Annotated in this window: 20 protein-coding genes and 1 pseudogene; 14 read left to right on the forward strand and 7 right to left on the reverse strand. The window is 72.1% G+C overall.

The features are described from left to right. Positions 1 to 77 precede the first annotated feature (77 nt). The 4 genes from ACRX5W_RS28020 (at position 78) to ACRX5W_RS28035 (ending at position 5,873) form a co-directional block, all read left to right on the forward strand. The gene (locus ACRX5W_RS28020; RefSeq protein WP_436791132.1) at positions 78 to 1,391 is read left to right on the forward strand and encodes an aminotransferase class I/II-fold pyridoxal phosphate-dependent enzyme; all 1,314 of its coding nucleotides are present in this window, start codon (positions 78 to 80) and stop codon (positions 1,389 to 1,391) included. Positions 1,392 to 1,778: 387 nt separating this feature from the next. Beyond that, complete coding sequence (locus ACRX5W_RS28025; RefSeq protein WP_436791133.1) at positions 1,779 to 3,560, forward strand: N,N-dimethylformamidase beta subunit family domain-containing protein; 1,782 nt, start codon at positions 1,779 to 1,781, stop codon at positions 3,558 to 3,560. Between the two features lie 190 nt (positions 3,561 to 3,750). Beyond that, complete coding sequence (locus tag ACRX5W_RS28030) at positions 3,751 to 5,205, forward strand: sensor histidine kinase (RefSeq protein WP_436791134.1); 1,455 nt, start codon at positions 3,751 to 3,753, stop codon at positions 5,203 to 5,205. Between the two features lie 23 nt (positions 5,206 to 5,228). Next, the gene (locus ACRX5W_RS28035) at positions 5,229 to 5,873 is read left to right on the forward strand and encodes a response regulator (protein WP_436791135.1); all 645 of its coding nucleotides are present in this window, start codon (positions 5,229 to 5,231) and stop codon (positions 5,871 to 5,873) included. 66 nt (positions 5,874 to 5,939) lie between these two features. Here the strand turns inward: ACRX5W_RS28035 and ACRX5W_RS28040 are convergent, their stop codons facing one another. Next, positions 5,940 to 6,743 carry an enoyl-CoA hydratase gene (locus ACRX5W_RS28040; protein ID WP_436791136.1) on the reverse strand — a complete coding sequence of 268 codons (804 nt, stop codon included), beginning with the start codon at positions 6,741 to 6,743 and terminating at the stop codon, positions 5,940 to 5,942. Between the two features lie 141 nt (positions 6,744 to 6,884). Between ACRX5W_RS28040 and ACRX5W_RS28045 the strand changes: the two genes are divergently transcribed. The 8 genes from ACRX5W_RS28045 to ACRX5W_RS28080 all read left to right on the forward strand — a co-directional run bounded on the left by ACRX5W_RS28045 (position 6,885) and on the right by ACRX5W_RS28080 (position 18,244). Beyond that, positions 6,885 to 7,571: a class I SAM-dependent methyltransferase gene (locus ACRX5W_RS28045; protein WP_436791137.1), complete on the forward strand. Its 687-nt coding sequence runs from the start codon at positions 6,885 to 6,887 to the stop codon at positions 7,569 to 7,571. Continuing rightward, positions 7,568 to 9,007 carry an MFS transporter gene (locus ACRX5W_RS28050; protein WP_436791138.1) on the forward strand — a complete coding sequence of 480 codons (1,440 nt, stop codon included), beginning with the start codon at positions 7,568 to 7,570 and terminating at the stop codon, positions 9,005 to 9,007. Before ACRX5W_RS28045 ends, ACRX5W_RS28050 begins: the two co-directional genes overlap by 4 nt. Positions 9,008 to 9,095: 88 nt before the next feature. Beyond that, entirely contained in the window at positions 9,096 to 10,460 is a 1,365-nt protein-coding gene (locus ACRX5W_RS28055) for an NAD(P)/FAD-dependent oxidoreductase (protein WP_436791139.1), read from the forward strand. 540 nt (positions 10,461 to 11,000) lie between these two features. Then, positions 11,001 to 13,688, forward strand: coding sequence for a winged helix-turn-helix domain-containing protein (locus ACRX5W_RS28060; protein ID WP_436791140.1), 2,688 nt, complete (start codon positions 11,001 to 11,003; stop codon positions 13,686 to 13,688). Positions 13,689 to 14,024: 336 nt separating this feature from the next. Further along, a complete protein-coding gene (locus ACRX5W_RS28065; RefSeq protein ID WP_436791141.1) occupies positions 14,025 to 15,608 on the forward strand; it encodes a DHA2 family efflux MFS transporter permease subunit in 1,584 nt (527 codons plus the stop codon). Beyond that, a complete protein-coding gene (locus tag ACRX5W_RS28070) occupies positions 15,605 to 16,327 on the forward strand; it encodes an SGNH/GDSL hydrolase family protein (protein ID WP_436791142.1) in 723 nt (240 codons plus the stop codon). Before ACRX5W_RS28065 ends, ACRX5W_RS28070 begins: the two co-directional genes overlap by 4 nt. Positions 16,328 to 16,386: 59 nt before the next feature. After that, entirely contained in the window at positions 16,387 to 17,031 is a 645-nt protein-coding gene (locus tag ACRX5W_RS28075) for a TetR/AcrR family transcriptional regulator (RefSeq protein ID WP_436791143.1), read from the forward strand. A 499-nt stretch (positions 17,032 to 17,530) separates the two neighbouring features. After that, a complete protein-coding gene (locus tag ACRX5W_RS28080; protein ID WP_436791144.1) occupies positions 17,531 to 18,244 on the forward strand; it encodes a hypothetical protein in 714 nt (237 codons plus the stop codon). 86 nt (positions 18,245 to 18,330) lie between these two features. On the opposite strand, the gene ACRX5W_RS28085 is transcribed toward ACRX5W_RS28080, so the two are convergent. The 5 genes from ACRX5W_RS28085 to ACRX5W_RS28105 form a co-directional block, all read right to left on the reverse strand. After that, entirely contained in the window at positions 18,331 to 18,681 is a 351-nt protein-coding gene (locus ACRX5W_RS28085; protein ID WP_436791145.1) for a hypothetical protein, read from the reverse strand. Beyond that, the gene (locus ACRX5W_RS28090; protein WP_436791146.1) at positions 18,654 to 19,520 is read right to left on the reverse strand and encodes a hypothetical protein; all 867 of its coding nucleotides are present in this window, start codon (positions 19,518 to 19,520) and stop codon (positions 18,654 to 18,656) included. Before ACRX5W_RS28090 ends, ACRX5W_RS28085 begins: the two co-directional genes overlap by 28 nt. 68 nt (positions 19,521 to 19,588) lie before the next feature. Continuing rightward, positions 19,589 to 20,011, reverse strand: coding sequence for an MmcQ/YjbR family DNA-binding protein (locus ACRX5W_RS28095; protein ID WP_436791147.1), 423 nt, complete (start codon positions 20,009 to 20,011; stop codon positions 19,589 to 19,591). A gap of 96 nt (positions 20,012 to 20,107) precedes the next feature. Then, positions 20,108 to 21,028 carry an ATP-grasp domain-containing protein gene (locus ACRX5W_RS28100; RefSeq protein ID WP_436791148.1) on the reverse strand — a complete coding sequence of 307 codons (921 nt, stop codon included), beginning with the start codon at positions 21,026 to 21,028 and terminating at the stop codon, positions 20,108 to 20,110. Between the two features lie 764 nt (positions 21,029 to 21,792). Continuing rightward, entirely contained in the window at positions 21,793 to 23,037 is a 1,245-nt protein-coding gene (locus ACRX5W_RS28105) for an LLM class flavin-dependent oxidoreductase (protein ID WP_436791149.1), read from the reverse strand. 233 nt (positions 23,038 to 23,270) lie between these two features. Here ACRX5W_RS28105 and ACRX5W_RS28110 point away from each other — a divergent pair, with 233 nt between their 5' ends. Both ACRX5W_RS28110 and ACRX5W_RS28115 read left to right on the forward strand, forming a co-directional pair. Then, positions 23,271 to 24,467, forward strand: a complete 1,197-nt coding sequence (locus tag ACRX5W_RS28110) for a serine hydrolase domain-containing protein (RefSeq protein ID WP_436791150.1) — start codon at positions 23,271 to 23,273, stop codon at positions 24,465 to 24,467. 53 nt (positions 24,468 to 24,520) lie between these two features. Further along, positions 24,521 to 25,630 (forward strand): serine hydrolase domain-containing protein, encoded by a 1,110-nt coding sequence (locus ACRX5W_RS28115; RefSeq protein ID WP_436791151.1) that lies wholly within the window; start codon positions 24,521 to 24,523, stop codon positions 25,628 to 25,630. Between the two features lie 313 nt (positions 25,631 to 25,943). On the opposite strand, the pseudogene ACRX5W_RS28120 reads toward ACRX5W_RS28115, so the two are convergent. Then, positions 25,944 to 26,199 (reverse strand): annotated as a pseudogene (locus ACRX5W_RS28120) (hypothetical protein); the annotation flags it as partial.

Below are 26,199 nucleotides of genomic sequence, written 5' to 3' on the forward strand. Positions count from 1 at the left end.
GTGAGGGCTGTCAACGGAAAACCGGCCCCGGTGGCGTACCGTGCGGTCCCGAAAGCCCGCACGCAGGAGGACAAGCCGTGGCCCCGACCGGGCGTACCGCCGCCGAGATCGCGGCGTCCGTCGAGCGCGACCTCAACCAGGGGACGATCGCGCCGGGCGACGCGCTGCCGCCGGTCCGTGCGCTCGCGGCCGGGCTCGGGGTCAATCCGAACACCGTCGCCGCCGCGTACCGGCTTCTACGCGAGCGCGGCATCGTCGAGACACAGGGCCGCGCCGGCACCCGTGTGCGCCCCCGACCCGCCGCGACCGAGCGCAGCGCACGAGGCCCCGCCGCGCCGCCCGGCACGCGTGTGCTGGCCGCGGGCGAGCCGGACCCGGAGCTCCTGCCCGCACCGATGTTCCCGGACCCTCGGACGTGGCGGACGCTGTACGACCACCCCTCGCTCTATCCGCCGCTCGCGGATGCCGCGCGTGAGGTGTTCGCGCGCGACGGCGTGCCCGCCGACCACATGGTCGCGGCCTCGGGCGCGTTGGACGCGATCGAACGCGGTCTCATGGCCCACTTGCGGCCCGGCGACACCGTGCTGGTCGAGGATCCGGGCTGGGCCAACTTCCTCGACCTGCTGGCCGCGCTCAACCTCACCGCGCGACCGGTGCGCGTCGACGACGAGGGCCCCGACCCCGACCACGTCGCGGCCGGGCTGCGCGCCGGAGCCCACGCGTTCGTGTTCACCGCTCGCGCACAGAACCCGCAGGGCGCCGCGGTTTCCCCCGCGCGCGCGGCCGAATTGCGCACGGTCCTCGCCGCCCGACCGAACGTCTTCGTCATCGAGGACGACCACGGCAACGCCATCGCGGGGCCGGACCTCGCCCCGGTGGCCGGCGGAACCGCGCACTGGATGCACGTGCGTTCGAGTGCCAAGGCGTACGGCCCCGACCTGCGCTGCGCGGTGGTGTCCGGAGACGCCACCACGATCGGCCGCATCGCGGGACGGCAGCGGCTCGGCCCCGGATGGGTCAGCCACGCGCTGCAACACGCGGTCGCGGCGGCGTGGACGTCGGACCAGGTCGCCGCCGAGGTCGAACGCGCCCGTCTGGCCTACGCCGAACGCCGCGCGTGGCTTGTCGACGCCCTCGCGCGGCGGGGCGTCACCGCGTATGGGCGCTCGGGCATCAACGTGTGGGTCCCCGTCCGCGACGAAGTGGTCACTGTCGCCGAACTCCTCGCCAGAGGCTGGCTTGTGGCACCGGGAAAACGTTTCCGGATCGAGACCGGCCCGGCGGTCCGCATCACCGTTGCGCGGCTGCGGCGGGACGAGGTCGACGCGCTCGCGGACGCACTGGCGGACGTCCTGGACACACCCCCCGGTCGCCACCGCAACACCGTCTGAACGACACGCAGTTGCCGCGCGTCGCCCCGCCAACCGGTACGGCGCGCGCAACGCTTAGGCTTGCCGTCGGCAACCGTGGCACGGGCTTATCCGGACAACGTCGGTACGGGCGAATCCGCGTGCGGTGCCGACGACGTTCGCCCGGTCGGAGGAGGTCAGGTCCACGATGCGTTCGCGCCCCACCGCCGCGCACGAGGTGTCTCCCGGCACACGGGGGCCCGCTGCCACGTCGGCCCACGGACCGAAGCCGATCTCGGACGCCGGTTCCCGGCAGCGGCAGTACGACGGCCGCGACCTGTTGCGCTGCGGCAGGTTCCGCGGCCTGCCCGGATTCCGTGCTCTCCCCGGTACATCCGGGGAATGCTCCCTGTCAGTGGGTGACGCCGCGTGACAACCCTTGACCCGGAGGCGAGTTGCACCCGTAAGGCAGCGGCGTCGAAGGCTGCGGACGCGGCGGGGACGGCAAGTGCTCCCGAGGTGTGGGAGGCGGGGGGAGATTCACAGGCCTCCCCGGAACAGCAGTCCGGGGGAAGCACCGAGGCACCCGAGGTGTCGGAGTCATCGGGGGCGTCCGCAACGACGGCGATGTCGGCGGAGGTCGCCGTCGTCGGCGACGACGCGGCCGATTCTCCCGTGCCCGTCCCTGAGTCCGCCTCCGCGTTCGTCGTGGCGCGCCGCGCGTTCCTGGGCGCGGCGGCACTCGGTGCCGGGCTCGCGTTCCTCGGCCACAGCGCACGCCCGGACGGCAGCCTGGTGCCCGGCCCTGCGGCGCCGTCCGTGCCGTCGGGCGCCGCGTTGTCCGCCCGGCCGGGGATGATCGCCGAGGAGAACGCCAAACGCGGCGACCGGGGTTGGCAGATCGGCGACAAGCCCGCCTCCGACCGGATCGGCCAGATCAAGGGCTACGCGACCGAAGCCGGCATCCCGCCCGGCGGGCGGCTGCGCCTGAAAGTCTCCGTCGACCGCGACCAGCCGTTCTCCGTCGAGATCTACCGCCTGGGGTACTACGGCGGCAGCGCCGGTCGGCTCATGGCACGCGCCGACGGCATCCCCGGCAAACGCCAGGAACCCGCTTATCAGGACCCGCAGTCCGGGGCGGTGGTGTGCGCGTGGGAGGACACCTGGGAGACCGAGATCCCGCACGACTGGCCGGGCGGCGCCTACTTCGCGGTCCTGACCAACGCCGAAGGGTTCCGCAACTACGTCCAGTTCACCGTCACCGAACCCGAACGCGCCGGGGACTTCCTCGTCGTTCTGCCGGTGATGACGTGTCAGGCGTACAACCAGTACCCCATCGACGGACGTACCGGACGCAGCCTCTACTACGGCCAGAATTCGTCGACCGGCAAGGCCAGTGCAGACCTCAAGGCCCGCGCGGTGTCCTTCGACCGCCCCTACAGCGGCGCCGGTTTCCCGCACGCCTTCGAGTTGAACCACTCGTTCATCCGCTGGGCCGAGCAACGTGGCTACGACCTGGTCTACGCAACCGACTTCGACCTGCACCACGGACGCGTGGACCCCGGCCGTCACCGGGCGCTCATCTTCCCCGGCCACGACGAGTATTGGTCGTGGCAGATGCGAACGACGTTGGAGCGAGCGCTGGTTGCGGGTGTCCACGCGGCGTTCCTCGCGGCCAACAACATCTACTGGCACGTGCGCATAAGGCCGTCCGCCGACGGCGCCGCCGACCGCGTGGTGTTCTGCAACAAGAGCGCCGAATGGTCCACCGACAGTGCGGCGCCCGGCCCGACCGTGTTGTGGCGCGATCTGCACCGCCCCGAGCAGGAGTTGCTGGGCATTCAGTACGTCAGCGTCGTCGACGGCTCGCACCCCCTCGTGGTGCGCGAGGCGTCCCACTGGTTCTGGGAGGGCACCGGACTGCGGGACGGAGACACCCTCGCGGACATGGTCTCCGGCGAAGCGGACCGCCGCCACGGCCGCGCGGCCACGCCACGCGGGGAGTCGGTGTTCCTGGCCGAGTCCCCGTACCGCGACCCGCGCGGCGCGCGGCAACAGCAGCAGAGCGTTCTGCACCGCAACGAGTCCGGCGGGCTGGTGTTCACCGCCGGGACGTTCCGCTGGTCCCAGGCACTGGGCAATCCGCGCTTCGAGGAGCCCCGTGTCCAGCGGGCGACCGAGAACCTGTTCCGGCGGTTCCTGGCCGACTGAATGGCCGGACGGCCGGCGGCGGCGCGGGCACGTCGAGCGGTTGCGTGGGCGGGGGCGGGTGGGCTGACCGGGGCCGGGCGGAGCCGAGGGGACGCAGCGGACCGTCCCTCGATGGTGGGGCAGGCCGCACCCCCGTGGCGGGAGTCCGCGCCCTGTCGGCACTCGGCGGGTCACGGGCACGATGTCGTCCATGTACGAAGTTCCGGACCCGCAGCAGCCACGTTCCGCCGACGACCACCGCGACGCCCGGCGGCCCGAGCCGAGGCAGGCCACCCGCGTATCGGCCGATCCCAAGACCGGCGGCCTCGGTGCTCGTGCCGTCGTGCCCGCCGGGTCGGCGCGCTCCCTGCCCGTTCGGCTCCTCCGCGAGCCGACACGGCTCCGCTCGCTGCGCGAACTCCTCTACGTCACCGCCGCGTTCCTGCTCACCGTGGTGCTCCTCGTGGTGTTCGTCGCCGGCGTCGCCGTCGCGGTACCGCTGTCGATCACCGTCGTCGGCCTGCCGCTGCTCGCGGGTGTCGTCCTCCTGGCCCGGTACCAGGGCGGGATCCACCGCGCGATGGCCCGTATGCTCCTGCGCGAGGACGTTCCGGCGCCGCGTCCCTTCCGGGCCCGGCCGGGAGCGTTCGGCTGGCTGGGGTCCGGACTGGGCCATGCCGAAGGGTGGCGCGGCCTGGCCTTCCTCGTCGTCCGGGTTCCGATCGTCGCCGTCGGCATCGCCGTCGCGTGGTGGCTGTGGGCCGTCGGCGCCGTCTGTGCGGCCTATCCGGTCCTGCTGGCGATTTTCGACCCCCACCAGACCGACGAGTCCGGCCGGGTGTACGACGCCGGCATCGTGCTCGGCGACAACCCGATGGACAGCGGATTGGAGATCCTCGCCATCGTCCTGGCCGGCCTGGTGCTGCTCCTCGCGGCACCATGGGGTGTACGCCTGGTCACCCGTGTCGACCTTCGCCTCATGCGCGCGCTGCTCGGTCCGATCAGGTTGGCCGAACGCGTGCGCGACCTGGAGGAGACCCGTGCCCTGGCGGTCGACGACTCCGCCGCGCGTTTGCGCCGCATCGAGCGGGACCTGCACGACGGCGCCCAGGCGCGGATCGTGGCCCTGGCGATGCACCTCAGCCAGGCCCAGGAGCAACTGGACCCCGAGGACCCGGGCCAGTCCGTCGACCTGGGCAAGGCCCGCACACACGTCGACTCGGCGCTCGGCAACGCCCGCATCGCCATCGGCGAACTCCGGGACCTCGCAAGGGGGATCCATCCGCCCGTGCTCGACCAGGGGCTGGACGCCGCCCTGGGCACGCTGGTCGCCGGATGTGCCGTTCCGGTCCGATTGCACACCGACATCGCCCGGCGCCCGCCGGCCGCGCTCGAAACCATCGCCTACTTCTGCGCCGCCGAACTCCTCACCAACGCCACCCGGCACGGCGGCGCCACCGAGATCGCGGTCACGGCGATCCGGCGCGGCGACACGCTGACCGTCGGCGTCGACGACAACGGCCGCGGGGGAGCGCGCGTGCGAGACGGCGGCGGACTGGCCGGGCTGGCCGAGCGCGTGCGTACGGTCGACGGCGTCCTCCGCGTCGACAGCCCCGTCGGCGGCCCGACCCGGGTGACCGTCGAGATTCCCGTACGCACGACGTGACTTAGGCCTGAGACCATCGAACCATGCGTATCGTCATCGCGGAGGACGCCGCGGTTCTGCGGGACGGACTCGTCCAACTCCTCACCGACCGCGGCCACGAGGTCGCCGCCGCGGTCGCGGACGCCGACGGGCTGCTCGCCGCCGTCGCCGAACACCGCCCGGACGTCGCCGTCGTCGACATCCGCATGCCCCCCACGCACACCGACGAGGGCCTGCGCGCGGCGATCGAGATGCGGCGCACACACCCGGAGACGGGCGTGCTGGTCTTCTCGCAGTACGTCGAAACCCGTTACGCCGCACGCCTCCTCGCCGAAAACGCCGCCGGTGTGGGCTACCTGCTCAAGGAACGCGTCGTCGACGTACGCGACTTCGTCGACGCGCTCACACGCGTGGCGGCGGGCGGCACCGCACTCGACCCGGAGGTCGTCGGCCAACTGCTCGGCGGCGACCGCCGCGTGGACACCATCGCCAGACTCACCCCGCGCGAACGAGAAGTCCTCGCGCGCATGGCGGAAGGCCGCTCCAACGCGGCGATCGCCAAGGCGCTGCGCATCACCGACCGGGCGGTCGAAAAGCACGTCGGCGGTATCTTCACCAAGCTCGATCTGCCGCCGTCGGACGACGACCACCGCCGCGTCATGGCGGTGCTGAAGTATCTGCGCAGTTGAGGGGAGCGTCCCGGGCGGGCCGTCTCCGGTATCCGGGCCGGCGCGGGCGACCGGCCTGATGTTCCGTCAATCCCGGTAATCCGGAACCCTTTTCTCCTTCCGTGCCTCGACCGCTTCCTCGAAGTTGCGGGTCGTGAGCCGCACGTACAACTGCGCGTGGCCCTCGGCGTCCATGTGCGCCTGCAAGCTGCCCGCCTCCAAGCCCGCCCACAGCATGCGCTTGGTGACCTCGACGCCGACGCGGCTGAAGCCGATGATCCGGTCGGCCAGGTCGAAGCAGGCGGCCGGCAGTTCGTCGTCCGGGACGACCCGCGAGACCAGGCCCATGCCCGCGGCCTCCTCGGCCGGCACGTCGCGCCCGGACAGCATGATCTCGAACGCCCGCGACGCGCCGATCGCGCGCGGCAGCAGGTAGCTGATCCCGAGCTCGCTCGCGGTCAGGCCGTTGTTGATGCCCGCCGCGCGGAAGTAGGCCGACGGCGCGGCGATGCGGATGTCGGTCGCGACGGCCAGGCAGAAACCGCCGCCGATCGCGGGCCCGTTGATCGCGCCGATGACCGGTTGGTGCATTTTGCGCAGCCCGGTGATCACGTCGTCCAGGATCCCCATCGAGCGCCGGGCGATGCTCGTGCGGGTCAGGCCGCCGATCCCGGGGACGCGTCCGGCGCCCTCCAGGTCCGCGCCCGAGCAGAAGCCCCGCCCCGCTCCGGTGAGCACCACCACCCGCGTATCGTTGTCCGCACTGACCTGCTCCAGGGCCTCACGGAAGGGGACCATCACGTCGAACGCCATCGCGTTCATGCGCTCCGGGCGGTTGAGCGTGATCAGGGTGACGTGGGGGCGCGGCTTGTCGACAAGCACGAACGACATGGGGCGGCATCCTCGGGCGGTCGGTGGGAACGGGTCGGGTGTTGCCGGCGGAAGTTTCTTGACCGTGTCAATGAGCACGGTCAAGCGCACCGGTACGGGGGCACGATGTCAAGAGGCGGTCGCACGAAGGAGCAGCAAGGCATGCGCGGGGCACATGCGGATCCGCAGTCCTTCGACCCCTTCGCCGGGGACTACGACCGCTACTGCGACCTCCACGATCCCCTCGGGGACTGGCTCGGCGAGCGCATAGCCGAACTGTCCCTCGGCGGCGCCCGCGCCCTCGACGCCGGTTGCGGCTCGGGGCGCCACGCACAGTCCCTGGCGGACGCGTACGACGAGGTCGTCGCCGCCGACCTCAGCCCCGCCCTGATCGAGACCGCGCGCCTGCGCCGTCCCCACAGCCGGGTCCGCTACCAGGCACTCGACCTGCACGACATCGCCGACTCCGACGGCTTCGACCTCGTGCTCAGCATGGCGACGCTGCACCACGTGCCCAACCTGGACAAGGCGCTGCGCCACCTGCGCACGCTGGTCCGACCCGGCGGCACCGCGATACTCGTCGACAACGTCTCCGCGCGCCCCACACCCCCGCGCTGGGCCTACCTCACGGGCGCGGCATGCGAGCTCCCGCGCGACATCCTGCGCCTCGGCCCCCGAGACGCGTGGTGGCTCTACCGTTTTCGGACCAGCCGCCCCTGGCTCGCCCACCTGCTCAGCGACCGCTACCTGAGCCGCGCGCAGTTCGAGCGGCGCTACCGGGAGGTCTTCCCCGAGGCGCGGTTCACCGATCTCGGCTTCGCGCACGCCATGGTCTGGCACCGGCCGTGAGCATACGCCGCACACACGACGCCGCCACCAGGGAACAGGCCGCCACCGAGACACCCTCACAGCGCTCCGTGTCGACGCCGCGCGCGGAAGCCGCCGAAGCCCCGCCCGACCGAGCTTCGGTGCAGCGCCGGACCGTCCGGGTCCTCGTGCTGGCCCAGGTCGTCGGCGGCATAGGCGTCGGCTCCTCACTCGCGGTCAGCGGACTGCTCGCCGAGCAACTGTCCGGATCCCAGGCCTGGTCAGGGTTCGCGATCACCTCGATCACGCTCGGTGCCGGCCTGTTCGCCGTTCCTCTCGCCCGTACCGCCGATCACCGAGGGCGCCGCGTCGCCCTCACCATCGGCTGGGCCACCGCGGCACTCGGCGCCTTCGGCGTCATCCTCGCCGCCGCGCTCGGCTGGTTTCCGCTGCTGCTCGCCGCGCTCGTCGTCTTCGGCGCGGGCACCGCCGCCAACCTGCAATCGCGCTACGCCGCGGCCGACCTCGCCGACGACGCCACGCGCGCCCGTTCGCTGGCGGTCGTCGTGTGGTCGACGACACTGGGCGCGGTCGTCGGGCCCAACCTCAACACCCCCGGCGCGGCCGTCGGACGCGTGTTCGGCCTCCCCGAACTCGCCGGACCGTACGTCTTCTCGGCGCTGTCGTTCGCTTGCGGCGGCGCCTTGATGTGGTTCCTGCTGCGCCCCGACCCGCTGCTGACCGCCCGCCGGCTCGCCACCGAGGAAGACGCCGCAGGGGGCGCGACCGACCCCGACACTGCCCCCGTACCGGCGCCTGTGTCCGCGGCGGCGCCCGAGTCGGCGACCGAATCGGCCCCGAGGCCGTCGCCCTGGGCCGCTGTCCGGTCCTCGCGCCCCGCCGTGCTCGCGCTCGCCGCCATCGTGCTCGGGCACGCCGTCATGGTCTCGGTCATGTCGATGACCCCCGTGCACATGAAGCACCACGGCGCCGACCTCACCACCGTTGGCCTGACCATAAGCCTGCACATCGCCGGCATGTACGCCCTGTCACCCGTCGTCGGTTGGGCGGCCGACACCATCGGGCGCGTCCCGGTCATCGTCGTCGGCCAGCTCACCCTGCTCGCGGCCGTACTGGTCGCGGGCCTGTCGGGGCGTACGGTCCCGATGACCGTCGTCGGCCTGGTGCTGCTGGGGCTCGGCTGGTCGTGCTCGATGGTCGCCGGGTCGGCGCTGCTGGCCGAGTCGGTGCCGCAGCGCGACCGGCCCGGTGTGCAGGGGACCTCCGACCTGCTGATGAACCTCGCCGGAGCGGTCGGCGGCGCGGCGTCGGGGCCGGTCCTGGACGCGGCCGGATACGGCGGGCTCAACGCCGCCGCCGGGATGATCGTCCTGCCGGTCGTCGCCGTCGTCGCCGGATACGCCTGGGGAAGATCGCGGGCTTCGACCAGGCCGGCCGGGGCAGACGCGGAGATGTAGGGCGGGCGATACCGGCCTGCCCGCCGCAAAACCGGTCGGCGCGTTCAGTCCGAGATCGACCGGAACCGGCCAAGGACAAGGGGCACCCATGCAGCAGTCCCGGGTGGTCGTCGTCGGCGCGGGGTTCGCCGGATTCGAGACCGTACGGCGTCTGGAACGGCAGCTTTCGCCACGCGACGCGGACATCACCCTCGTGAACCCCGGCGGGTACATGCTCTATCTCCCGCTGCTCCCGCACGTCGCGGCGGGCGTGATCTCGTCGCGCTCGATCGCGGTACCGCTCTACCGCATGCTCAAGCGCACGCACATCGTGCCCGGCGGCGCGATAGGCGTCGACGTCGCGGCACGTGTCTGCGTCGTCCGCAAGATCACCGGCGAGGTGGTCAACATTCCGTACGACCACATCGTCCTCAGTCCCGGCAGCGTCACGAGGACGTTCGACATCCCGGGACTGGACAAATACGGCCGAGGGATGAAGAACCTCGCCGACGCCGTCTCGCTGCGCGACCACGTCATCGCGCAGCTCGAACTCGCCAATTCCAGCTCCGACGAGAGCGAACGCCGCGCGCGCTGCCAGTTCGTCATCGTGGGCGGCGGATACGCGGGCGTCGAGACCGCCGCGTGCCTCGAACAGGTGACGAGTTCGGCACTCGACCACTTCCCGCGCCTCGACCCGGCGCAGATTCGCTGGACCGTCGTGGACGTGGCCCCCCGCCTGATGCCGGAGCTCGGCGAGAACCTGGGCCGCGCGGCATTGGAGGTGCTGGCCCGGCGCGGGGTCGACGTCCGCCTGGAGACCAGCGTCCGCGAGGTCACCGCGGACACCGTCACGCTGACCAGCGGCGACGTACTGCCCTGCCGGACTCTCGTGTGGACCGCCGGCGTCGCGCCCAGCCCGCTCATCGCCACGCTCGGCGCGGAGACCGTGCGCGGACGCCTGGCCGTCGGCGCGGATCTCGCAGTGCCGGGCCGCAACGACGTCTTCGCGCTCGGCGACGCCGCCGCGGTCCCCGACCTCGACAAGGGCGACGGCGCGGTGTGCCCGCCGACCGCCCAATACGCGCTGCGGCAGGCCAAGGTCGCCGCGTGCAACGTGGTCGCCGCCATCAAGGGCAAGCCGTTCCGGGAGTTCCGCCACAAGGACCTCGGGCTGGTCGTCGACCTCGGCGGGAAGCAAGCCGTCGCCCGCCCCCTCGGGCGTGAGCTGCGCGGTTTCCCGGCCCAGGCGATCACGCGCGGCTACCACCTGCTGGCCCTGCCGTCGTTCCGCGCCCGTGCGCGGGTCGGTGCCAACTGGACCATGCACGCAGTGGCAGGCGACGACTTCATCCGCCTCGGCTTCCTGGCCGGACGCACCGGATCCCTCTCGGACTTCGAGGGCGCGCACGCCTATCTGTCACGCGAGGAGTTGGCCCGGCAGGTGGGCCGGTCGGATGTCCGATCGAGCCGGTGAGCGGGCGCCGAATCCGGATCCCTTCGGTCGTCGTACGCGACCGCCGAGTCGAACGAGCCGGTGAGGGCGGAGAAGTTCAGCGGGGCCGGGTCCGCTCGGCCGGGCCGGGAGGACCCGGCGCCGTTTCGGGTTGCCGCTGCCGGGTGTTCGTGGCAACGCTGATCGCACACAGCCACTGTGACGCCCATACCGCAAGGTGACCACGCCGCGGGCCGGCGCGGCTTGTTCGCGCCCGCGAGGCCGCAACAATCGTTGTCCGCACGTCCGTTGATCGCCGGGGTGCCCGGGATCCGCCCCGCATGCCANGCCCATACCGCAAGGTGACCACGCCGCGGGCCGGCGCGGCTTGTTCGCGCCCGCGAGGCCGCAACAATCGTTGTCCGCACGTCCGTTGATCGCCGGGGTGCCCGGGATCCGCCCCGCATGCCACAATCCTTCCTGCCGCACGCGGCCTGCCCGGTTCCTCCGGCGGTGCCGGGCTGTGCGAACGCATGCGAGGGGACGCGCCCTCACCGGCGGGAAGCAAGGGGAGAATCCGACGTGGCGGACCGCGACGTGCCGCGCGAACCGCCGCCGCACCGCCGGGTGTTCGATCTCCCGGGCGATCCGCCCGCACCCCGCGACGGTTTCCCCCTCGTACCCCACCGTGCACCCGGCCATGACGCGGAGCGGTTCCCGCCGATCCCCGAGCAGCGCTCGTCTGCCGAGGACGATCGGCGACCGGAACGCGCACGCCCGGCTCCCGCGCCGCGCACTCTGGTACGGCCGCGACTCCTCGCGCTGCTCGACGCCGTGCGCGACCGCCGGCCGGTGCTGCTGGCGGCGCCCGCCGGGCACGGAAAGACGACGCTGCTCGACCAGTACGCAGCGACGTGGCGCGGGCCCGTCGCCGCCGTCCGGTTCACCATCGGCGACGACCGAGGGCCCGGGGACGTCCGGGAGGCCGTGCTCGCGCGTGTCCGGGCGCCGGGAACCCTTCTCGTACTCGACGACCTCCATCTTCTGCCGCACGCCGCGCACACCTTCGAACTCCTCGCCGCGGACCCGCCCGCCGGGGCACACCTGCTCGCCGCGGGGCGCCCGGTGCTCGGACTCAACCTGTCGCGTGCCGAACTCGCGCACATCGTCGTCGTCGGCCCCGACGACCTGCGGCTGCGCTGGTGGGAAGTCGACCGTCTGTTCACCGAGGTACACGGCTGCCCCGCCGACGCGGTCCTCGCATGGGACGCCACCTGGCTCACCGGGGGATGGGCCGCCCCGCTCCACGAATTCCTGCTGTGCACCCGTGATCTGGGTCCGCGTCAGGTGCGCCGCACGCTCACCGCCCCGGGCGTCCCCTTCGCGGCCGGCTACCTCGACCGCCAAGTCCTCGACGAACTCGGGGCCGACGTCCGCGACTTCCTGATGCGTGTCGCGATCATGCCGGAACTCACCCCGGGCGACTGCGCGTCGGCCGACAGCCCTGCGGCCCGTGCCACCGCCGCGACGCTGCTGCGCCGCGCCGAAAGCGCAGGCGTCCTGACGCGCAGTGGCGCCGCCTACCTCGCCGAACCACTGCTCCGCCACCTGCTGGTGCACCGCTTCGCCACGACTTCGCCCGAGGCGCCGGCCGTGTTCGCCGCCGCCGCGTCACGGCTCCGCGCGGCGGGTGATCCGCTCGGCGCCGCGTGGGCGGCGTTCCTCGCCCGCGACCGGCACGCGCTTCGCGAACTCATGGACCGCCACCCGATGTTGATCGGCGCCGCGCTGCCCGAGCACTGGCACGGCATATTGCGCGCGTTCGCCGGCTCGGCGTCCTCGGTCGACCGCCACGCGATGCGGCGCCTCGCCGAGGAGTTCGGCATCGTCGTCGGCGGCACGGCCCCCGGGGCGCCGACGGATGCGGACGCGACAGGTGTCGCGGCCGTGCTCCCCGGTTTCGGCGAGGTGCCCGAAGTTCCTTTGGACGACGACGGGTTCATGGTCCGGGCGCTGTCGCCCATGGGCGCGGGCGACTACCGTGCCGCGGCCGCCCGGTTCGACGCGTTCCTGCTCGACCAGGACGGCCCCTCCGCCGCCGCGGCCGGACTCTTCCGCGTGCTGTGCGGGCTGCTTTCCGGTCACGGCGCCGATGTGCACGACGTCGAGTCGGCGGCACAGCGGGTCGCCCGCACCGGCCCCGCGTGGCTCGGCCGCGTGGCCCGCGCGGGGCTCACACTCACCGGAGCTCCGGAGTACCGAGGCGAGGCCGACGCGGTGCGCGCCGCGTGCGACCGCCTCGGCGACGTGTGGGGCGGCGTCCTCGCGGGACACATGGGCGCGTGCGCGGGCATTCTGCGAGGCGAACCCGACCCGGACGCGCTCGCCGAATCCGGCCGCCGGCTGGCCGAGGCGGGCATGGCGGCGATGGCGACCTGGTCGCTGGCCTACGAGGCTCTGGCCCGTGCGCAACTCGCCCTTCCCGAGGCCGCGGAGCTCGCCCGTCGCGCCGAACACGAGGCCATGCTCAGGAAGTTGCCGGGCGCGCTCGTCATCGCGCGCTGCGCCCGGCTGCTCGCCGAGCCCGGCGCGCCCGACGTCGATCCCGACACCGTCGCGGACGAGGCGGTCCGGCTGGGCATCCGCCTGGAGACGTTCCTGCGCGCCCGCCGCGTCGCCGCCGATCCGCCGGTGACTCCGGTCGACATCCGCTGTTTCGGAGGGTTCGCGGCACGCCTCGCCGGCAAGCCCCTCGACTTGCTGCAACTGGCGCCGCAGAGCCGGGTGTTGTTCCGCCTGCTCGCGCTGCACGCCGGACGTCCCGTGCACCGCGAGGTGTTGGCCGCCGCGCTGTGGCCGGACGCGCCGGCGGACGCCGCGTTCCACCGGCTGCAGACGGCGGTCTACAAACTGCGCCGGTTCCTGGAGCCGGACCGGGGGCCGCGCGGTGTATCGGAGTTCGTGCCGTTCGAGGACGGCGCGTACCGGCTCCGGCTGCCCGAGGGGTCGTACCTGGACATCGCCGCGGCCGAAGACGCCCTGACGCGGGCCCGGCAGGCCGCCGCTCGCGGTGACACCCTCGCCGAGGCCCGTGGGCTGCGCGAACTGCTGGCGGTGGCCGACGCGTTGCTGCTGCCCGAGACCGGGCCCGAGGAGTGGGTGATCGGTCCGCGCGAGCGGTGGTCCGACGCCGTGGCCGAGGCCCGGGGACGGCTCGCGGAGCAGGGCAGCTGTTTGGCCGGCGAACCGTCGCCGCGCGTGCCGCGCTGACACGCGTTCTTTGGTGGCCAACCGGCCCGTGAGGACGCCAAGTTGCGCGCACGAGGGGCAAAGTCCCGTGCCGCGCCGACTTGGTCGGGCCCCGCCTGTCCGCCGACGGGGTAGGCGAGGTCCGACCGAGCGTCAGCGAGCGGCATTGCGTCGCGTGCCCGCGTCGGACCTCACCCCGGCGGTTCGCGCCGCCGTCCCCCGTATCCCCCGAGCCCCTGTGGTGCGCCCCTTGCGTGATCACCGTACGAGCGGGCTCTCACCACCCACTCAACGTTGACGGACACTCAGGCCCCGGCCTAACATTCCGACCGTCGGTATGTAAAGGAGCCCTCGACGATGAGCCCACATCCGCACGGCCACAACGCCGCACCACCGCCCGACTCATCGGGCGTACCGAAAGCATCGACAACTTCCGCGACACCACCGGCACCAGGCCCACCGGCACCAGGCCCACCGCAACCGCCGCACGCCCGCGCCGGCACGGTCCTGCTGCTCGCCTGCGGGGGATCGTTCGTCTCGCTGCTCGACGTCACGATCGCCAACCTCGCCGTCCCCGACCTGCACCGGGACTTCACCGACGCATCCGTCGCCGACCTGACCTGGGTCATGACGCTGTACGCCATCGCATTCGCCGCACTGCTCGCCCCCGCCGGCCGCCTCGCCGACGTCGTCGGACGCCGTCGCCTCTACCGCGCCGGCGTCGTCGTCTTCACCGTCGCGTCCGCCGCCTGCGCCGCCGCGCCCAACCTCACGACACTGCTCGTCGCCCGCGTCGCACAGGGCCTCGGCGCCGCCGCGCTCGTCCCCGCGTCGCTCGCCATCGTGCTCGCCCAGATCCCCGCCGCCCGACGCACCGCCGCGATCGGCGCATGGTCGGCATCCGCGTCGCTCGCCGCCGCACTCGGCCCCAGCCTCGGCGGAATCCTCGTCGACGTCTTCGGCTGGCGCTCGGTCTTCCTTGTCACCGTGCCCCTCGGCGCCGGCCTCCTCCTGCTCACCCGTGCCGCCAATGACTCCCGCAGTGGCGAACGCACCCCCGACCTGGCCGGATCCGCTCTCCTGGCCACCGGCATCGGCGCCCTCGTCCTCGGCGTCACCCAGGGCTCGGCGTGGGGCTGGGGCGACGCGCGCACACTCGCCTGCGTCGCCGGCGGCCTGCTGCTGATCCTCGCGTCCGTCGCCCGTGCGGCCCGGCACCCGCGCCCCGGACTCGAAGTCGGCCTGTGGCGCAGCCGGCCGTACGCCTACGCCAACGTCGTCTCGTTCCTCTTCGGCATGCTCCTCTATCCGTGGATGCTGCTCGGCGTCCTCTATCTGACCCAGATCTGGCACTACTCCGAACTCCGCGCCGGATTCGCGATGACCCACGCGGCCGTCGTATCAGCCGCCGCCGGGCTCGCGGTCGGGAAGTTCGCCCACCGCGTCAACCCGCGCACCGCGGTCGTCGGCGGCTCGGCTCTGCTGGCCGGCACCGCGTTGTGGATCGGCCTCACGCTGCCCGAGGAACCGTCCTTCGTGTCCCTGTGGCTGCCCAGCGGCGTGCTGCTCGGCCTCGGCATCGGCGCGGTCAGCACAGGGGTGTCGCAGGCGGGCGCGCTGTCCGCACCGCCCATGAAATTCGCGGGCGCCACCGGCCTCAACCTGACTGCCCGTCAGGTCGGTGGCGCTCTCGGCCTCGCCGCCCTCGCCACCGTCATGGACCGTGAAGCCGGCAACGGCACCGACGGATTCACCCAACTGTTCGTCATGTTCGCGGTCCTGGCCGTGCTCACCGCCGCCGCCGGACTCGGCCTCGCCGCCCGGCCGCAGGCCGCACCGGACACAACACCCACCGGAACCACGCCCGGCCGGGCCGGGGACCGGTCCCTCCCACCGGACGCACCGGACACCGCCGGCCATCCAGAGGAGATCACCGCATGAACACCGCCGACACCGTCGCCCACGACCGACCGAAGAACCCGGGAGTCCCCGGCAGTCCGGACAACCCGTACCGGCTCGCCTTCGCCCAGGAAGACGCGTACCTCGCCGGCGCACCCTGGCGGCGCTTCGCGGTCATCGGCGACAGCATCGCCGAAGGCATAGGCGAACCGACCGAGGGCTTCCCCGACCAAGGCTGGACGGACACGATCGCCGACGCCCTGCGCCGCGCGACGCCCGACCTCGCCTACCTCAACCTCGGCACCCGCGACCTGCGCGCCGACGAGATCCGCGCCGCACAACTCGGCCCCGCCCTCGACTTCGACCCCGACCTGGCCGTCGTCGTCGCGGGCGGCAACGACCTGCTGCGCCGCTCATTCGCCATCGAACCGGTCGCCCGGCACATCGACGCGATGGTCGCCGCGCTGCGCGACACCGGCGCCGACGTCGTCACCGTGGGCCTGTACGACTGCACCGCAAGCCCCTACATCCCCGAGGAACTCCGCGCCCCGCTCGCCGCGCGCCTGCACGAACTCAACAACCGCACCTGGGAGATCGCCCTCGCGCGCGGTGCGATCCACCTCGACTACACCAACGACCCGGGCTCGGCCGACCCGTCCCTCTACGGCAGCGACGGCCTGCACGGAAACCGCCGCGGTCACGCGTACACCGCGGCCGTCGCGGTGCGCACGCTGGGCGCGCGCCTGGGCAACAAGCGCTGACGGCGTCGGTCCGGACCGCGGCTCTGGGGAGTGCGGCGGGAGTGGGGTTGAATGGTCCGATGGGCACCACGACGAGCCGCACCCGCCGCACGCAGCAGGAGCGTTCCGGGGCGACCACCGCAGAGCTGCTGGCCGCGGCGCGCGAACTCTTCGCGACGGACGGGTACGCGGCCACCTCGCTCGATGCGGTGTGCCTGCGCGCCGGGGTGAGCAAAGGCGCGCTGTACCACCACTTCCGCAACAAGGAGGCGCTGTTCCACGCGGTCTACACCGCGGAGGAGGCCAGGATCGCCGAGGCGGTGGCCGCGGCGTACCTCGCCGTGCAGGCCCGCGACCGCTGGGAAGCGGTCTACGAGGGCTGCAAGGCGTACCTGGTCATGTGCCTCGACCCGGGCGTCCAGCGCATCACCCTGCTCGACGCCCCCGGCGCGCTCGGCGTCGAGGCCGTCGACGAAGTGATCGTGCTGTGCGTCAAACAGATGCGGGCCGGAGTCAAACGCGCGATCGAGGCCGGCTGCATCGCCCCACGGCCGGTCGAGCCGTTGGCCCGGCTGCTCTTCGGCGGCCTCAGCGAGGCGGCGAAGACCATCGGCCGCGCCGCCGATCCGCAGCGCGCCACGCAGGAAGCCCTCGACGAGCTGCGCCGCGTGTTCGACGCCCTCGCCGCCTCCGCACCGACGGACGGCGGCGAGGTATCGGACTGAACCGTGCGTCGGCGGGCGTCGCCGCATCAGGCCGCGCGCTGCCGCCTGCGGCTTCTGACCCACCCGGACGACCATGGGCCGCTCGCCGGGACCGCGCGGTGTGCGGGCCCATGCACGCGGTCGCCCATGTGTGGGCACGCTCGTGCGGGTCACACGCGGGGAGACGCCGAAGCCGGGCACATGTGCACGACTTTGCGGACGTCCGCGCGGACACGCGACCGCGGCCCGCAGACCCGACCGCCCACCCACACGTCGCGACCCAGGACCGCCCCGGGGCTCCGCTCCCCTGGGATGGCAGCCGCGTCGCTCACTCGACCGAGAGCGGGAATCCGACGGGGGCGGCTCCGATCGCCGCCTTGTGCGTACACCGGTCGGTTCTCCCGCGTGTTCGGGCCGGTGCCGGTTGCACCGCAGGTCGGCGGGCGGGTAGACACAGGGGGCACATCCGTCGACCGCCGCGTCCGTGATCGGGCGCGCACTGTTCCAGAGGACCCGAGGCATGGCGATCTTCCGCCGCAACCGTCCCGCCGGCCAGCCCGGTTCGCCCGGCCAGCCCGGGGGATCCGGCGGACATCCGGACGTCCGGCACATGCTGCTGGGCGCGCCCGCCGAGCGGGTCCGGCAGGATCTGCGGCTCACCGTCACGCGCGTGGGCCCGCACGTCGCCCCGCCCGCGCTCGCGTGGCCGCTCACCGACGAGGTCGCCGCGGTCGCCTGCGTCCGGTTGCCGGACGGTGTGATCGTCACCGCCGAGGTTCCGATGGCCCAGGCATGGGGTCTCGGTCCCGAGGACGTCTGGCTGCAATCGGCGACCAACCTGCGCGCGGAGCATTTCTCCCGCAGCGAGTTCGACACCGCGTCCGGCGTGCCGATGACGATGTTCACCGGCCAGGCATGGCCCGGCACCGCGCAGCTCGCCCGGCTCGGCGAAGCCCTCGGCGAGGAACTGCCCGCAGGGGCCCTGGTGACGCTGCCCGAGGAGAACACTCTCCTCCTGATCCCGATCCACAACCCGCGCGTGCTCGACATGGTCGGCCACATGTTCGCCACCGGTCACGAACTGACGCGCGGGCAACCCCCGATGGCCGCCCGACCGCTGTGGTGGCACGAGGGTGCCGTGGAAGCACTCGACGTGCAGTGGCACGGGCAAACGGGCCACGTCTCGGGGTCCCCGCGGTTCACGCAGGCCATGCGGGCGGTGCCGCAGCGCTGACGGCCCGTTTTCCCGACAGCGCCGAGACTCCGCGGCACTCGGACCACTCGAAGGCCGACACGCCGCCGAACAGCCTGCGACGAGCTTCAGGGCCCCGACGGATCCCAGTGAACCCGGTAAACGTGGTGCTGCCGGGTGATCCGCCAGGTGAAGCCGTTGGCCGGGCGTGCCGGCATCGGGTGGCCGGTCGGGTACGCCGTGAGGGTGAGCCTGCTCGGGTCGACGGGCGGAGCGTCGTCGATCCGCTGCCGTAGGACGTCGGCGGCCAGGGGATCGCCGTAGCCGACCAGGCGGCCGTCGTACGCCATCGCCAGCCCTGGGCCCTCGGCACCGGCGGGCTCGTAGATGCCCCAGGCGAGGGGGCCGCCGTGTCGGCCGGTGAACAGCACGGTGCGCGGATCGGTCAGGCTCAGGCCCCACCACAGGCGTTCCGACATCGGCGGTGCCGGGCCCAGGTCGGTGCCTCGGGGCTGTCCGCAAGAGCGCGGATCAGCTCGGCGTCCTGCGCGCCGAGATGTTCGCCGATCACCGCGAGGTCGCGGCCGAGCGCGCGGCTGTGCGGGTCGGAGGCGTGCGGTCCGCGCAGTTGCAGGAAGCCGCATTGCGCGACCGAGACGCTGTGCAACACCGGGCCGGCACGGCGCATCGCCGTCGACAGCTCCAGGCCGGGGCGCAGCCACAGCGGTGCCACCAGCACACCCCCGTCGGTTAGTTGCTCCGGCCACGCGGGCGGCAGGTCGTCGACGCCCACGGTGGATTGCAGGCGGTCGTACGGCGCTCCGTCCGGTACGCCGAGCCACCCGTCGCCGCGCCGCAGATCGAGCGGCGTGCCCCCGCCCGGAGCGAGTTCCGCAAGGCGGGCCGCCGCTCCCGCGAGCAGCCCCGCGTCGACTTCGATGCTCGTCACCTGGCCGCGTGGGCCGGCGAGTTCGGCGAGCAGGGCGGTGTTGTAGCCGCTGCCGGTGCCGATTTCGAGGATCCGCTGCCCGGCGCGGACGTCCAGTTGCCCGAGCATCAGCGCCACGATCGCGGGCTGGCTGATCGTGCTGAGCGGTATGCCGGACGCGTCGGCGCTGAGGACCATCACGCGGTCGGCGTACGCGTCGTGGGGATCGGCGTCCGGGGGCGTGAACAGGTCGCGCGGCACCGCTGCCATCGCCCGCTCGACCTCCGGGGACCACAGGTGGCCGGACAGGCGGAGCCGTTCGATGAGCCGTCGGCGCAGCAGTTGGGACGGGTCGGCGTGTCGTGACTCTCCGGCGGGTTTGTCTTCCACAACCGGGTTGTACCCGGCCGCGAAGCAGGAGCCCGCAAATCCGCATGCCGGGAAACCGCGACCGGCCCTCAGTCGTCACCGGGCAGTTGCGGGCGGTCCACCAGTGACCGCAGCTTCTGCGGTGCCAACAGGCAGTAGCTGTCGGTGAGCAGTTCCTCGACCTCGGTCCAGTCGGTGTCGTCGTCGAGGAACATGCCGAGCACATCGCGGCCCCACCCGGCGTGGAAGAACGGCGGCCCGGCTTCGCGCAGCGCCTGCAACTCGTCGCCGGCGGCACGGAACGTGACCACCGTGGCGGGGCCGTCCGCGCCCGAGACCCGTGCGAAGACCGACGTCGAACCCTCTTCGACGGCCACCACATGTGCGAAGGTCCGTTTGCGCACCCGCCACCGAGTGCCGACCCAGGCCGGCTCCTCGTACGCCTCGGGCAGCCCGAGGCACACGGCCCTGAGGCGGGTGAGGACATCGGGCGGGATCGCGGACTCGTCCATGGAGCCGAGCGTAGGAGTTCCTACCGACACCGACACCGGCGCGGGCTTCGAGGCGGGCGCATCGTGGGAGGTCGGAAACGGGCCTGCGGGACCGTGTCAGGCGTTCAGCCGCGCATCGATCGCCGCCGCGAAACGCTCCGCGGCCTGTGCGGCGAAGCCCAGGAACAACGACGGTTCGGTCAGCTCCAGTTCGAGCACGACCGGCGTGCCGTCGGGGCCGGGGATCACGTCGACGCGCGCGTACAGCAGTCGTTGCACGCCGCCCGGCACCGCACACAGTACGCGCTGGGCGACGTGCAGTTCGGCGTCCGTCGCCTCCCGTGCGGTGATGCTCTCTTGCTTGTAGAGGCCCATTCCGGTGTCGGCGGGGCCGGTCAACATCGGGCCCTTGCGGATCGCGTGGCTGTACCGGCCGCCGAAGAACAGAAGCGCGGTCTCACCGGCGGTGTCCACGGCGTCGAGGTACGGCTGCACCATCGCGGTCCGTCCCGACGATGTCAGGTTGGCGGCCAGACCGGCGGCGAGTGCGCGTTCGCGGGGGTCGCCCATGTCGTACCGGCCCACGTCGCGCGATCCCGCGCCGACGGCGGGCTTCACCACGTGGACTCCGGTGGACGGAAGCGTCACGGTGCTCCCGGGCCCCACCCACATCGTCGGCACGACAGGCAGGCCGGCGTCGCCGAGATGGCGCAGATACCGGTGCTTGTCGGTGTTCCAGGCGAGCACGTCCACGGGGTTCCAGAGATTGGGGACGGTCTCCGCCCAGCGCAGGAACTCGCCGTGCCGGTGCGGATAGTCCCAAGCGGAACGCACGATCACCGCGTCGAACGCCTCCCACTTCACCGACGGTTCGTCCCACACGGCCGGTACCGCGGCGATGCCGCGCTCGGCCAGCGGGGCGATCACGGCGCGTTCGTCGGTGTCGAGGTCGGGGAGTTCCGCGCACGTCACGAGGGCGACCGTCTTGCGGCTTCCGGTGGACCTGCCGTTTTTGCCGGTGGCACGGGGGATCGCCATGGGGCACGCCATCCGTTGACGTCGGGCACCCTGGCTGAGGGCTCTGGGCGCAGTGGATATCGGCGTCACGATATACGGATAATTGGGACATTTATTTGTGATTCCCCCGAGGGTCCCTCGTGGTGGCGAGGGCAGATCGGGTGCTCTTGGCGGGGTTTTGTGGCGATTCATTGACTATATCCCTCGCGTTTTCGGTTGAGGGACCCTCATGTCCGACGCCGACGAATGCAGCCGGGGGCTTGAGGGGAGATCGCGGGAGGGCCGACGACCGGGCACGGGGGAGTGATCCCGGCCGTCGGCGCACGTCGCCGCTCGGGGCCGCGACGTCCGGGTGTCAGGAGCCCGGGGCGTCGACCAGCAGCGTCCGTTCCCTGCCCGGCCGGAGGGCGGCGAAAACCCGTCGCGGGCGTCGGAGGCCGGATCGGTCACACTCGGCCGCCGAGCGGTCGACAACGGACGGCAACAGCGCTCGATGGTTGTCGAAAATCGCTGCGAGGGCTGCGAGTTGTCGCCCCTTGCGGTGGCAAACGGTCAACGCCCGCCGAGGGCGGGCGCACGGCGTCACGGCCCGAGCCGGGTTCCGGTTGCGGGCCGCGCGGTCCGACCGACGAGGGTCCCCACCCGAATTGCCCACGACAGCCGCTCGTGCGCGTGGCGGACTGCTTCGCGTGCCGACTCGGCGGCCCCACCTTGTCCGGTGGAACTGCCGTCCCGGGATTCGCCGGTGACTTCGCGCGTCGTCGCGTCCCTGTGGGTACGCCGGGTCACGCGCCTGGTTCGTCCGCAGGGGCGGATGCCGGTGAACCGCCGGACGCCTGCGCCCGATCCGCTTCGTAGTCGCGTACCGCGACGCCGACCGCCTGCGCGGTCTGGTCGCGCCAGCGCTCGGACAACTCCACCTGCCAGGCCTGCGACCCGTACGGACCCGCCGACTGGCCCGTGAAGTGCGGGATCACCTCACGCGCGATCAACTCGTAGGAGCGGCGGGTCGCCTCGGGATCCGCGAAGTCGGCACCCATGAACAGGTAGGCGCCGAAACCACCGGACTTCCGCCACAGCCGTTCGATCTGACGCACCGCCATGTCCGGCGTGCCGCAGATGAACGAACCGGTCTCGTTGCCGTGGTCGAGGCGTTCGTCCAGCGGCGTCGCCGGGTCGTACGGGATCGGCAGGATCTTCGCCTGGTAGCCCTGCACATCCCGCAAGCCGTACGCCACTTCACGGCGAGCCTGCTCCTCCGTCTCGGCGATGTGCATCATGCCCATGAGCCGCCACCGCCGCCGGTCCATCACCTGGCCATGGCGCGCGGCGACTTCGCCCGCAACACCCCAGTGATAGGCGAGGGCGTCGAAGCCTCCTTCCTGGCTGGCCGCTATCGACAACAGACCGGCACCGAAGCGACCCGCCGTGCGCGGGCCCGCGGGTGAGAACGTTGCCGCCACCGCGATCTCGAACGACGGGTGCTGGAAGGGGCGGAGCTGCAACTGCGCGTCCTGCAAGGTGAACCAGTCGGTCTTGCGGGTCACCGGAGCGTCCCCCGCGAGCAACGCGGCGACGGCCTCCAGGGATTCCTCCATCATCACCCGCTGACGCGCCGTGTCGATGCCCAACATGTGGGCATCGGAAGCGAGTTGACCCGGACCGACGCCCAACATCACGCGTCCGCGCGTGAGGTGGTCGAGCAGCACCATGCGGTCCGCCACATGCAGCGGATGGTGGTAGGGCAGCGAGATCACGCCGGTGCCCAGGCGCAGATTCCGTGTCCGGGCGGCCGCGGCCGCGATGAACACCTCCGGCGAGGCGATGATCTCCCAGCCACCGGAGTGATGTTCGCCGATCCAGGCCTCGTCGTACCCGAGCCGGTCCAGGTGTTCAAGGAGCATGAGGTCCTGTTCCAGCATGAGCGCGGGATTGCGGCCGGCCTTGTGGAACGGCGCGAGGAACACGCCGAACCGCAGGGGCCATCGCGTCCCTGCGGCCACCTGGGCCGCGATATCCGTCGCCGACATCCCCGGCCTCCCGCTGGTCGTCCGCGTCTACGCCCGTCCCGGAACACGAAACTGACGAAGCGTCACCTTGGCAGCAGGGGGCGGGTGAAACAAGAGGCACGGCATGCGGACCGCCGCGAAGCGCCGTCCCGGGAGCCCGTTGTCGGCGGCTCCATCCGATCGGGGGATACGCCCGCAGGCGGCGCGCGCCGAAGGGTTCCTGAGGTCCCCGACGTGACGAGGAGCCAACGAACGTGTCGGAACATCACATCAGGCGCCGCATCGGTGTTGTGGCCGTCGCTCTCGCCGCGCTGGCCGCCGCGACGGCGCCGGCGGCCACGGCACCCGACGCGGCTCCGCCGGACGCCGGAATCGGCGGGCCCGGCAGCGTGCTCCAGCGCGACGCCGATGCGGTCACCGCCGCGGGAGCCGTGGGCGTGCTCGCGGAGCTACGCGCGGATGAACGCCGATGGACGGCACGCAGCGGCGTCGCCGAGCTCGACACCGGACAACCCGTTCCCCCCGACGCGTCGCTGCGCATCGGCAGTGCCACCAAGGCCTTCACCGCCGTGGTCGTCCTCCAACTGGCGGACGAGGGGAGGATCGCACTTGAGGACACCGTCGAACGCTGGTTGCCCGGCGTGGTCACCGGCAACGGCAACGACGGAAGCCGCATCACCGTGAGGCAGTTGCTCCAGCACACCAGCGGCCTCCCCCAGGTCTTCGATCTGCCCGGCGGCGAAAGCGCCGCCGAATTCCTTCGGCACCGCTACGACTCGCACACTCCCGAGCACATCCTGCGCCTCGCGATGAACCACCCGCCGAGCACGGCTCCCGGAACGCGGTGGGAATACTCCAACACCAACTACGTGCTTCTCGGCATGATCGTCGAGCGTGTCACGGGCAAGTCGTGGGCCTACGAGGTGATGCGGCGCATCCTCGTCCCGATGTCCCTGCAAGACACGATGGTTCCGGGCGACAACCCCTTTCTCCCTCGTCCCCGCCTGCACACCTACCGGCAGTTCGCGCCCGGGGAATCGTGGCTGGACACCACCGACCTGAACGTCAAGGACATGGACGCCGAGGGCTCCATCGTCAGCACCACAGCCGACCTCGGCCGATTCTGGACCGCTCTGATGCGGGGCGAGTTGCTGTCGCCCCGCATGACGGCGGAAATGCAGCGGACCGTACCGGTCGATGTACCCGGCTACGAATCCTTCGGAATCCGCTGGGGGTTGGGTCTGACATGGGTCAACCTCACCTGCGGAGGCGGCTATTGGACCCACTGGGGCAACGTGCTCGGGGCGTCCACGCGCGGCGGTGTCACCCCGGACGGACGCCGCAGCGTCGTCGTCGCGGTCACCGGCAACGCGGATCACACCATCGCCGAGACCGACACCGGCCTGGTCCTGCCGATGGTCGACCGCGCACTGTGCGAGAGGACGCCGTGACCCCCGCGGTCAGGAGGATCCCGGTCGTTCTGCTGGCTTGCGCGCTCACAGCCGTGTCCCTGCCCGCAACGCCCGTCTCGGCGGCGGCAGGTCCGTTGCGGGACACCGCGCAACTCGTGCACGACGTACGCGCGGTGCACGACGCCGGTGCGTTGGGAGTCCTGGCGCGTACCGACGGACCGTACGGAGCGCGCGCCGCGAGTGCCGGGCGCGCCGAACTCCACGGCACCGATCCGGTGGCACCACACAGCCATTTCCGGATCGGCAGCACTACCAAGACGTTTGTGGCGGTGGTGGTGCTCCAGCTCGCCGCCGAAGGCAAGTTGTCCCTGGACGACACCGTGGACAGCCGACTGCCCGGCGTGGTGGCGGGCAACGGCAACGACGGCCGCCGGATCAGCATTCGGCAACTCCTCGGGCACACCAGCGGATTGCACGATGTCTACGCCGACCCGGCGGACTTCCCGCAGACACGCTCCGCGTCGGCGTTCCGTGCACTGCGGTTCCGTACCTACACCGCCGCCGAGTTGGTCGGAACGGCGCTGCGGCACGCGCCGGACTTCGCCCCGGGCACGGATTTCGGTTACTCCAATACCAATTACCACCTCGCCGGCATGATCGTGGAGCGCGTCACGGGCAACTCGTGGCAGGAGGAGGTCAGGCGGCGCATCATCGGCCCGCTCGCACTGGCGCAGACCGATGCCCCCGCGACCAGCGAGCACATCCGAGGACCGCATCCGCACGCCTACCGCACGTTCCCGGACGAGCCCGAGCCCGTCGACGTCACCGAGGTGAACCCCAGTTTCGCCGGTGCGGCGGGGGCGATGACCAGCACCGCGCACGACCTCGACCGGTTCTTCACCGCCCTGGTCGCCGGTCGGTTGCTCCCGCCGCGAGAACAGGCCGAGATCCTGCGCACCATCCCCACGGCGGGCGACCTGAACGAAGCCTGGCCGGGGTCGCGCTACGGCCTGGGGATCATTTGGATTCCGCTGCCTTGCGGCGGCTATTGGAGCCATCCCGGCGACACCTTCGGCTACTCCACGCGCGGCGGCGTCACGCCGGACGCCCGTCGCGCGTACGCCCTGGTGGTCACCAGCGAGGCAAGCGAGGCCACCGATCGAGCAGTGAACGACCTCGCGGCCAACGCGCTTTGTCCCTGACATGGCGTCTCAGGCGCCTTGGGCGTTGCCGGGCGACGGCGGCGTTCGGGGAGCAGAGTGAGAAGTCCGCACGCGGCCAGGCCCGCGCCGAGCCAGAGGGGAGCGCGCAGGCCGTACGCGTCGATGGCCAGGCCGCCGAGCGACGAACCGAGCACGACGCCGAACGTGATGAACGAAGTGTGCGCGGTGTTGACCAGCGGCCCGGCGTTTCCGGCCGCGCGGTGCACACGTGTTGCCATCGCGGGGTTCATCGTGACCCCCACGAGACCCACACCCAGCATGAACACCAGGGCGGTCACGGGGAGTTCGGCGGTCAGCGCGAATCCGGTGAGGAAGGCGAGGTTGAGCGTGAGATCGTCAGGACGGGGATGGTGTACCGGTCCGCCAGGCGCCCCACGACGCTGTTGCCGACGACCGTGGCCGCCCCGTACGCGACGAGAAGGTAGGGAACCTCGCCCTCGGAGAACCCGGAAAGATCCGTGAGGATCGGATTGAGGTAAGTCAACTTGACCCGGCCCTGAAGGGCCGGGCTTGGAGGTAGGGCGCGGCTGGCTGCCGCGTGGCCTCCT

This window comes from Yinghuangia sp. YIM S10712, assembly GCF_051388935.1.
Classification (GTDB): Bacteria; Actinomycetota; Actinomycetes; order Streptomycetales; family Streptomycetaceae; genus Yinghuangia.

Coding starts and splice junctions, on each gene's coding strand:
- ACRX5W_RS28095 (WP_436791147.1), bottom strand. CDS start 20,011: ATGGACGAGTCCGCGATCCCGCCCGATGTCCTCACCCGCCTCAGGGCC.
- ACRX5W_RS28045 (WP_436791137.1), top strand. CDS start 6,885: ATGCGCGGGGCACATGCGGATCCGCAGTCCTTCGACCCCTTCGCCGGG.
- ACRX5W_RS28080 (WP_436791144.1), top strand. CDS start 17,531: ATGGCGATCTTCCGCCGCAACCGTCCCGCCGGCCAGCCCGGTTCGCCC.
- ACRX5W_RS28075 (WP_436791143.1), top strand. CDS start 16,387: ATGGGCACCACGACGAGCCGCACCCGCCGCACGCAGCAGGAGCGTTCC.
- ACRX5W_RS28085 (WP_436791145.1), bottom strand. CDS start 18,681: ATGTCGGAACGCCTGTGGTGGGGCCTGAGCCTGACCGATCCGCGCACC.
- ACRX5W_RS28070 (WP_436791142.1), top strand. CDS start 15,605: ATGAACACCGCCGACACCGTCGCCCACGACCGACCGAAGAACCCGGGA.
- ACRX5W_RS28065 (WP_436791141.1), top strand. CDS start 14,025: ATGAGCCCACATCCGCACGGCCACAACGCCGCACCACCGCCCGACTCA.
- ACRX5W_RS28055 (WP_436791139.1), top strand. CDS start 9,096: ATGCAGCAGTCCCGGGTGGTCGTCGTCGGCGCGGGGTTCGCCGGATTC.
- ACRX5W_RS28035 (WP_436791135.1), top strand. CDS start 5,229: ATGCGTATCGTCATCGCGGAGGACGCCGCGGTTCTGCGGGACGGACTC.
- ACRX5W_RS28105 (WP_436791149.1), bottom strand. CDS start 23,037: ATGTCGGCGACGGATATCGCGGCCCAGGTGGCCGCAGGGACGCGATGG.
- ACRX5W_RS28100 (WP_436791148.1), bottom strand. CDS start 21,028: ATGGCGATCCCCCGTGCCACCGGCAAAAACGGCAGGTCCACCGGAAGC.
- ACRX5W_RS28030 (WP_436791134.1), top strand. CDS start 3,751: ATGTACGAAGTTCCGGACCCGCAGCAGCCACGTTCCGCCGACGACCAC.
- ACRX5W_RS28040 (WP_436791136.1), bottom strand. CDS start 6,743: ATGTCGTTCGTGCTTGTCGACAAGCCGCGCCCCCACGTCACCCTGATC.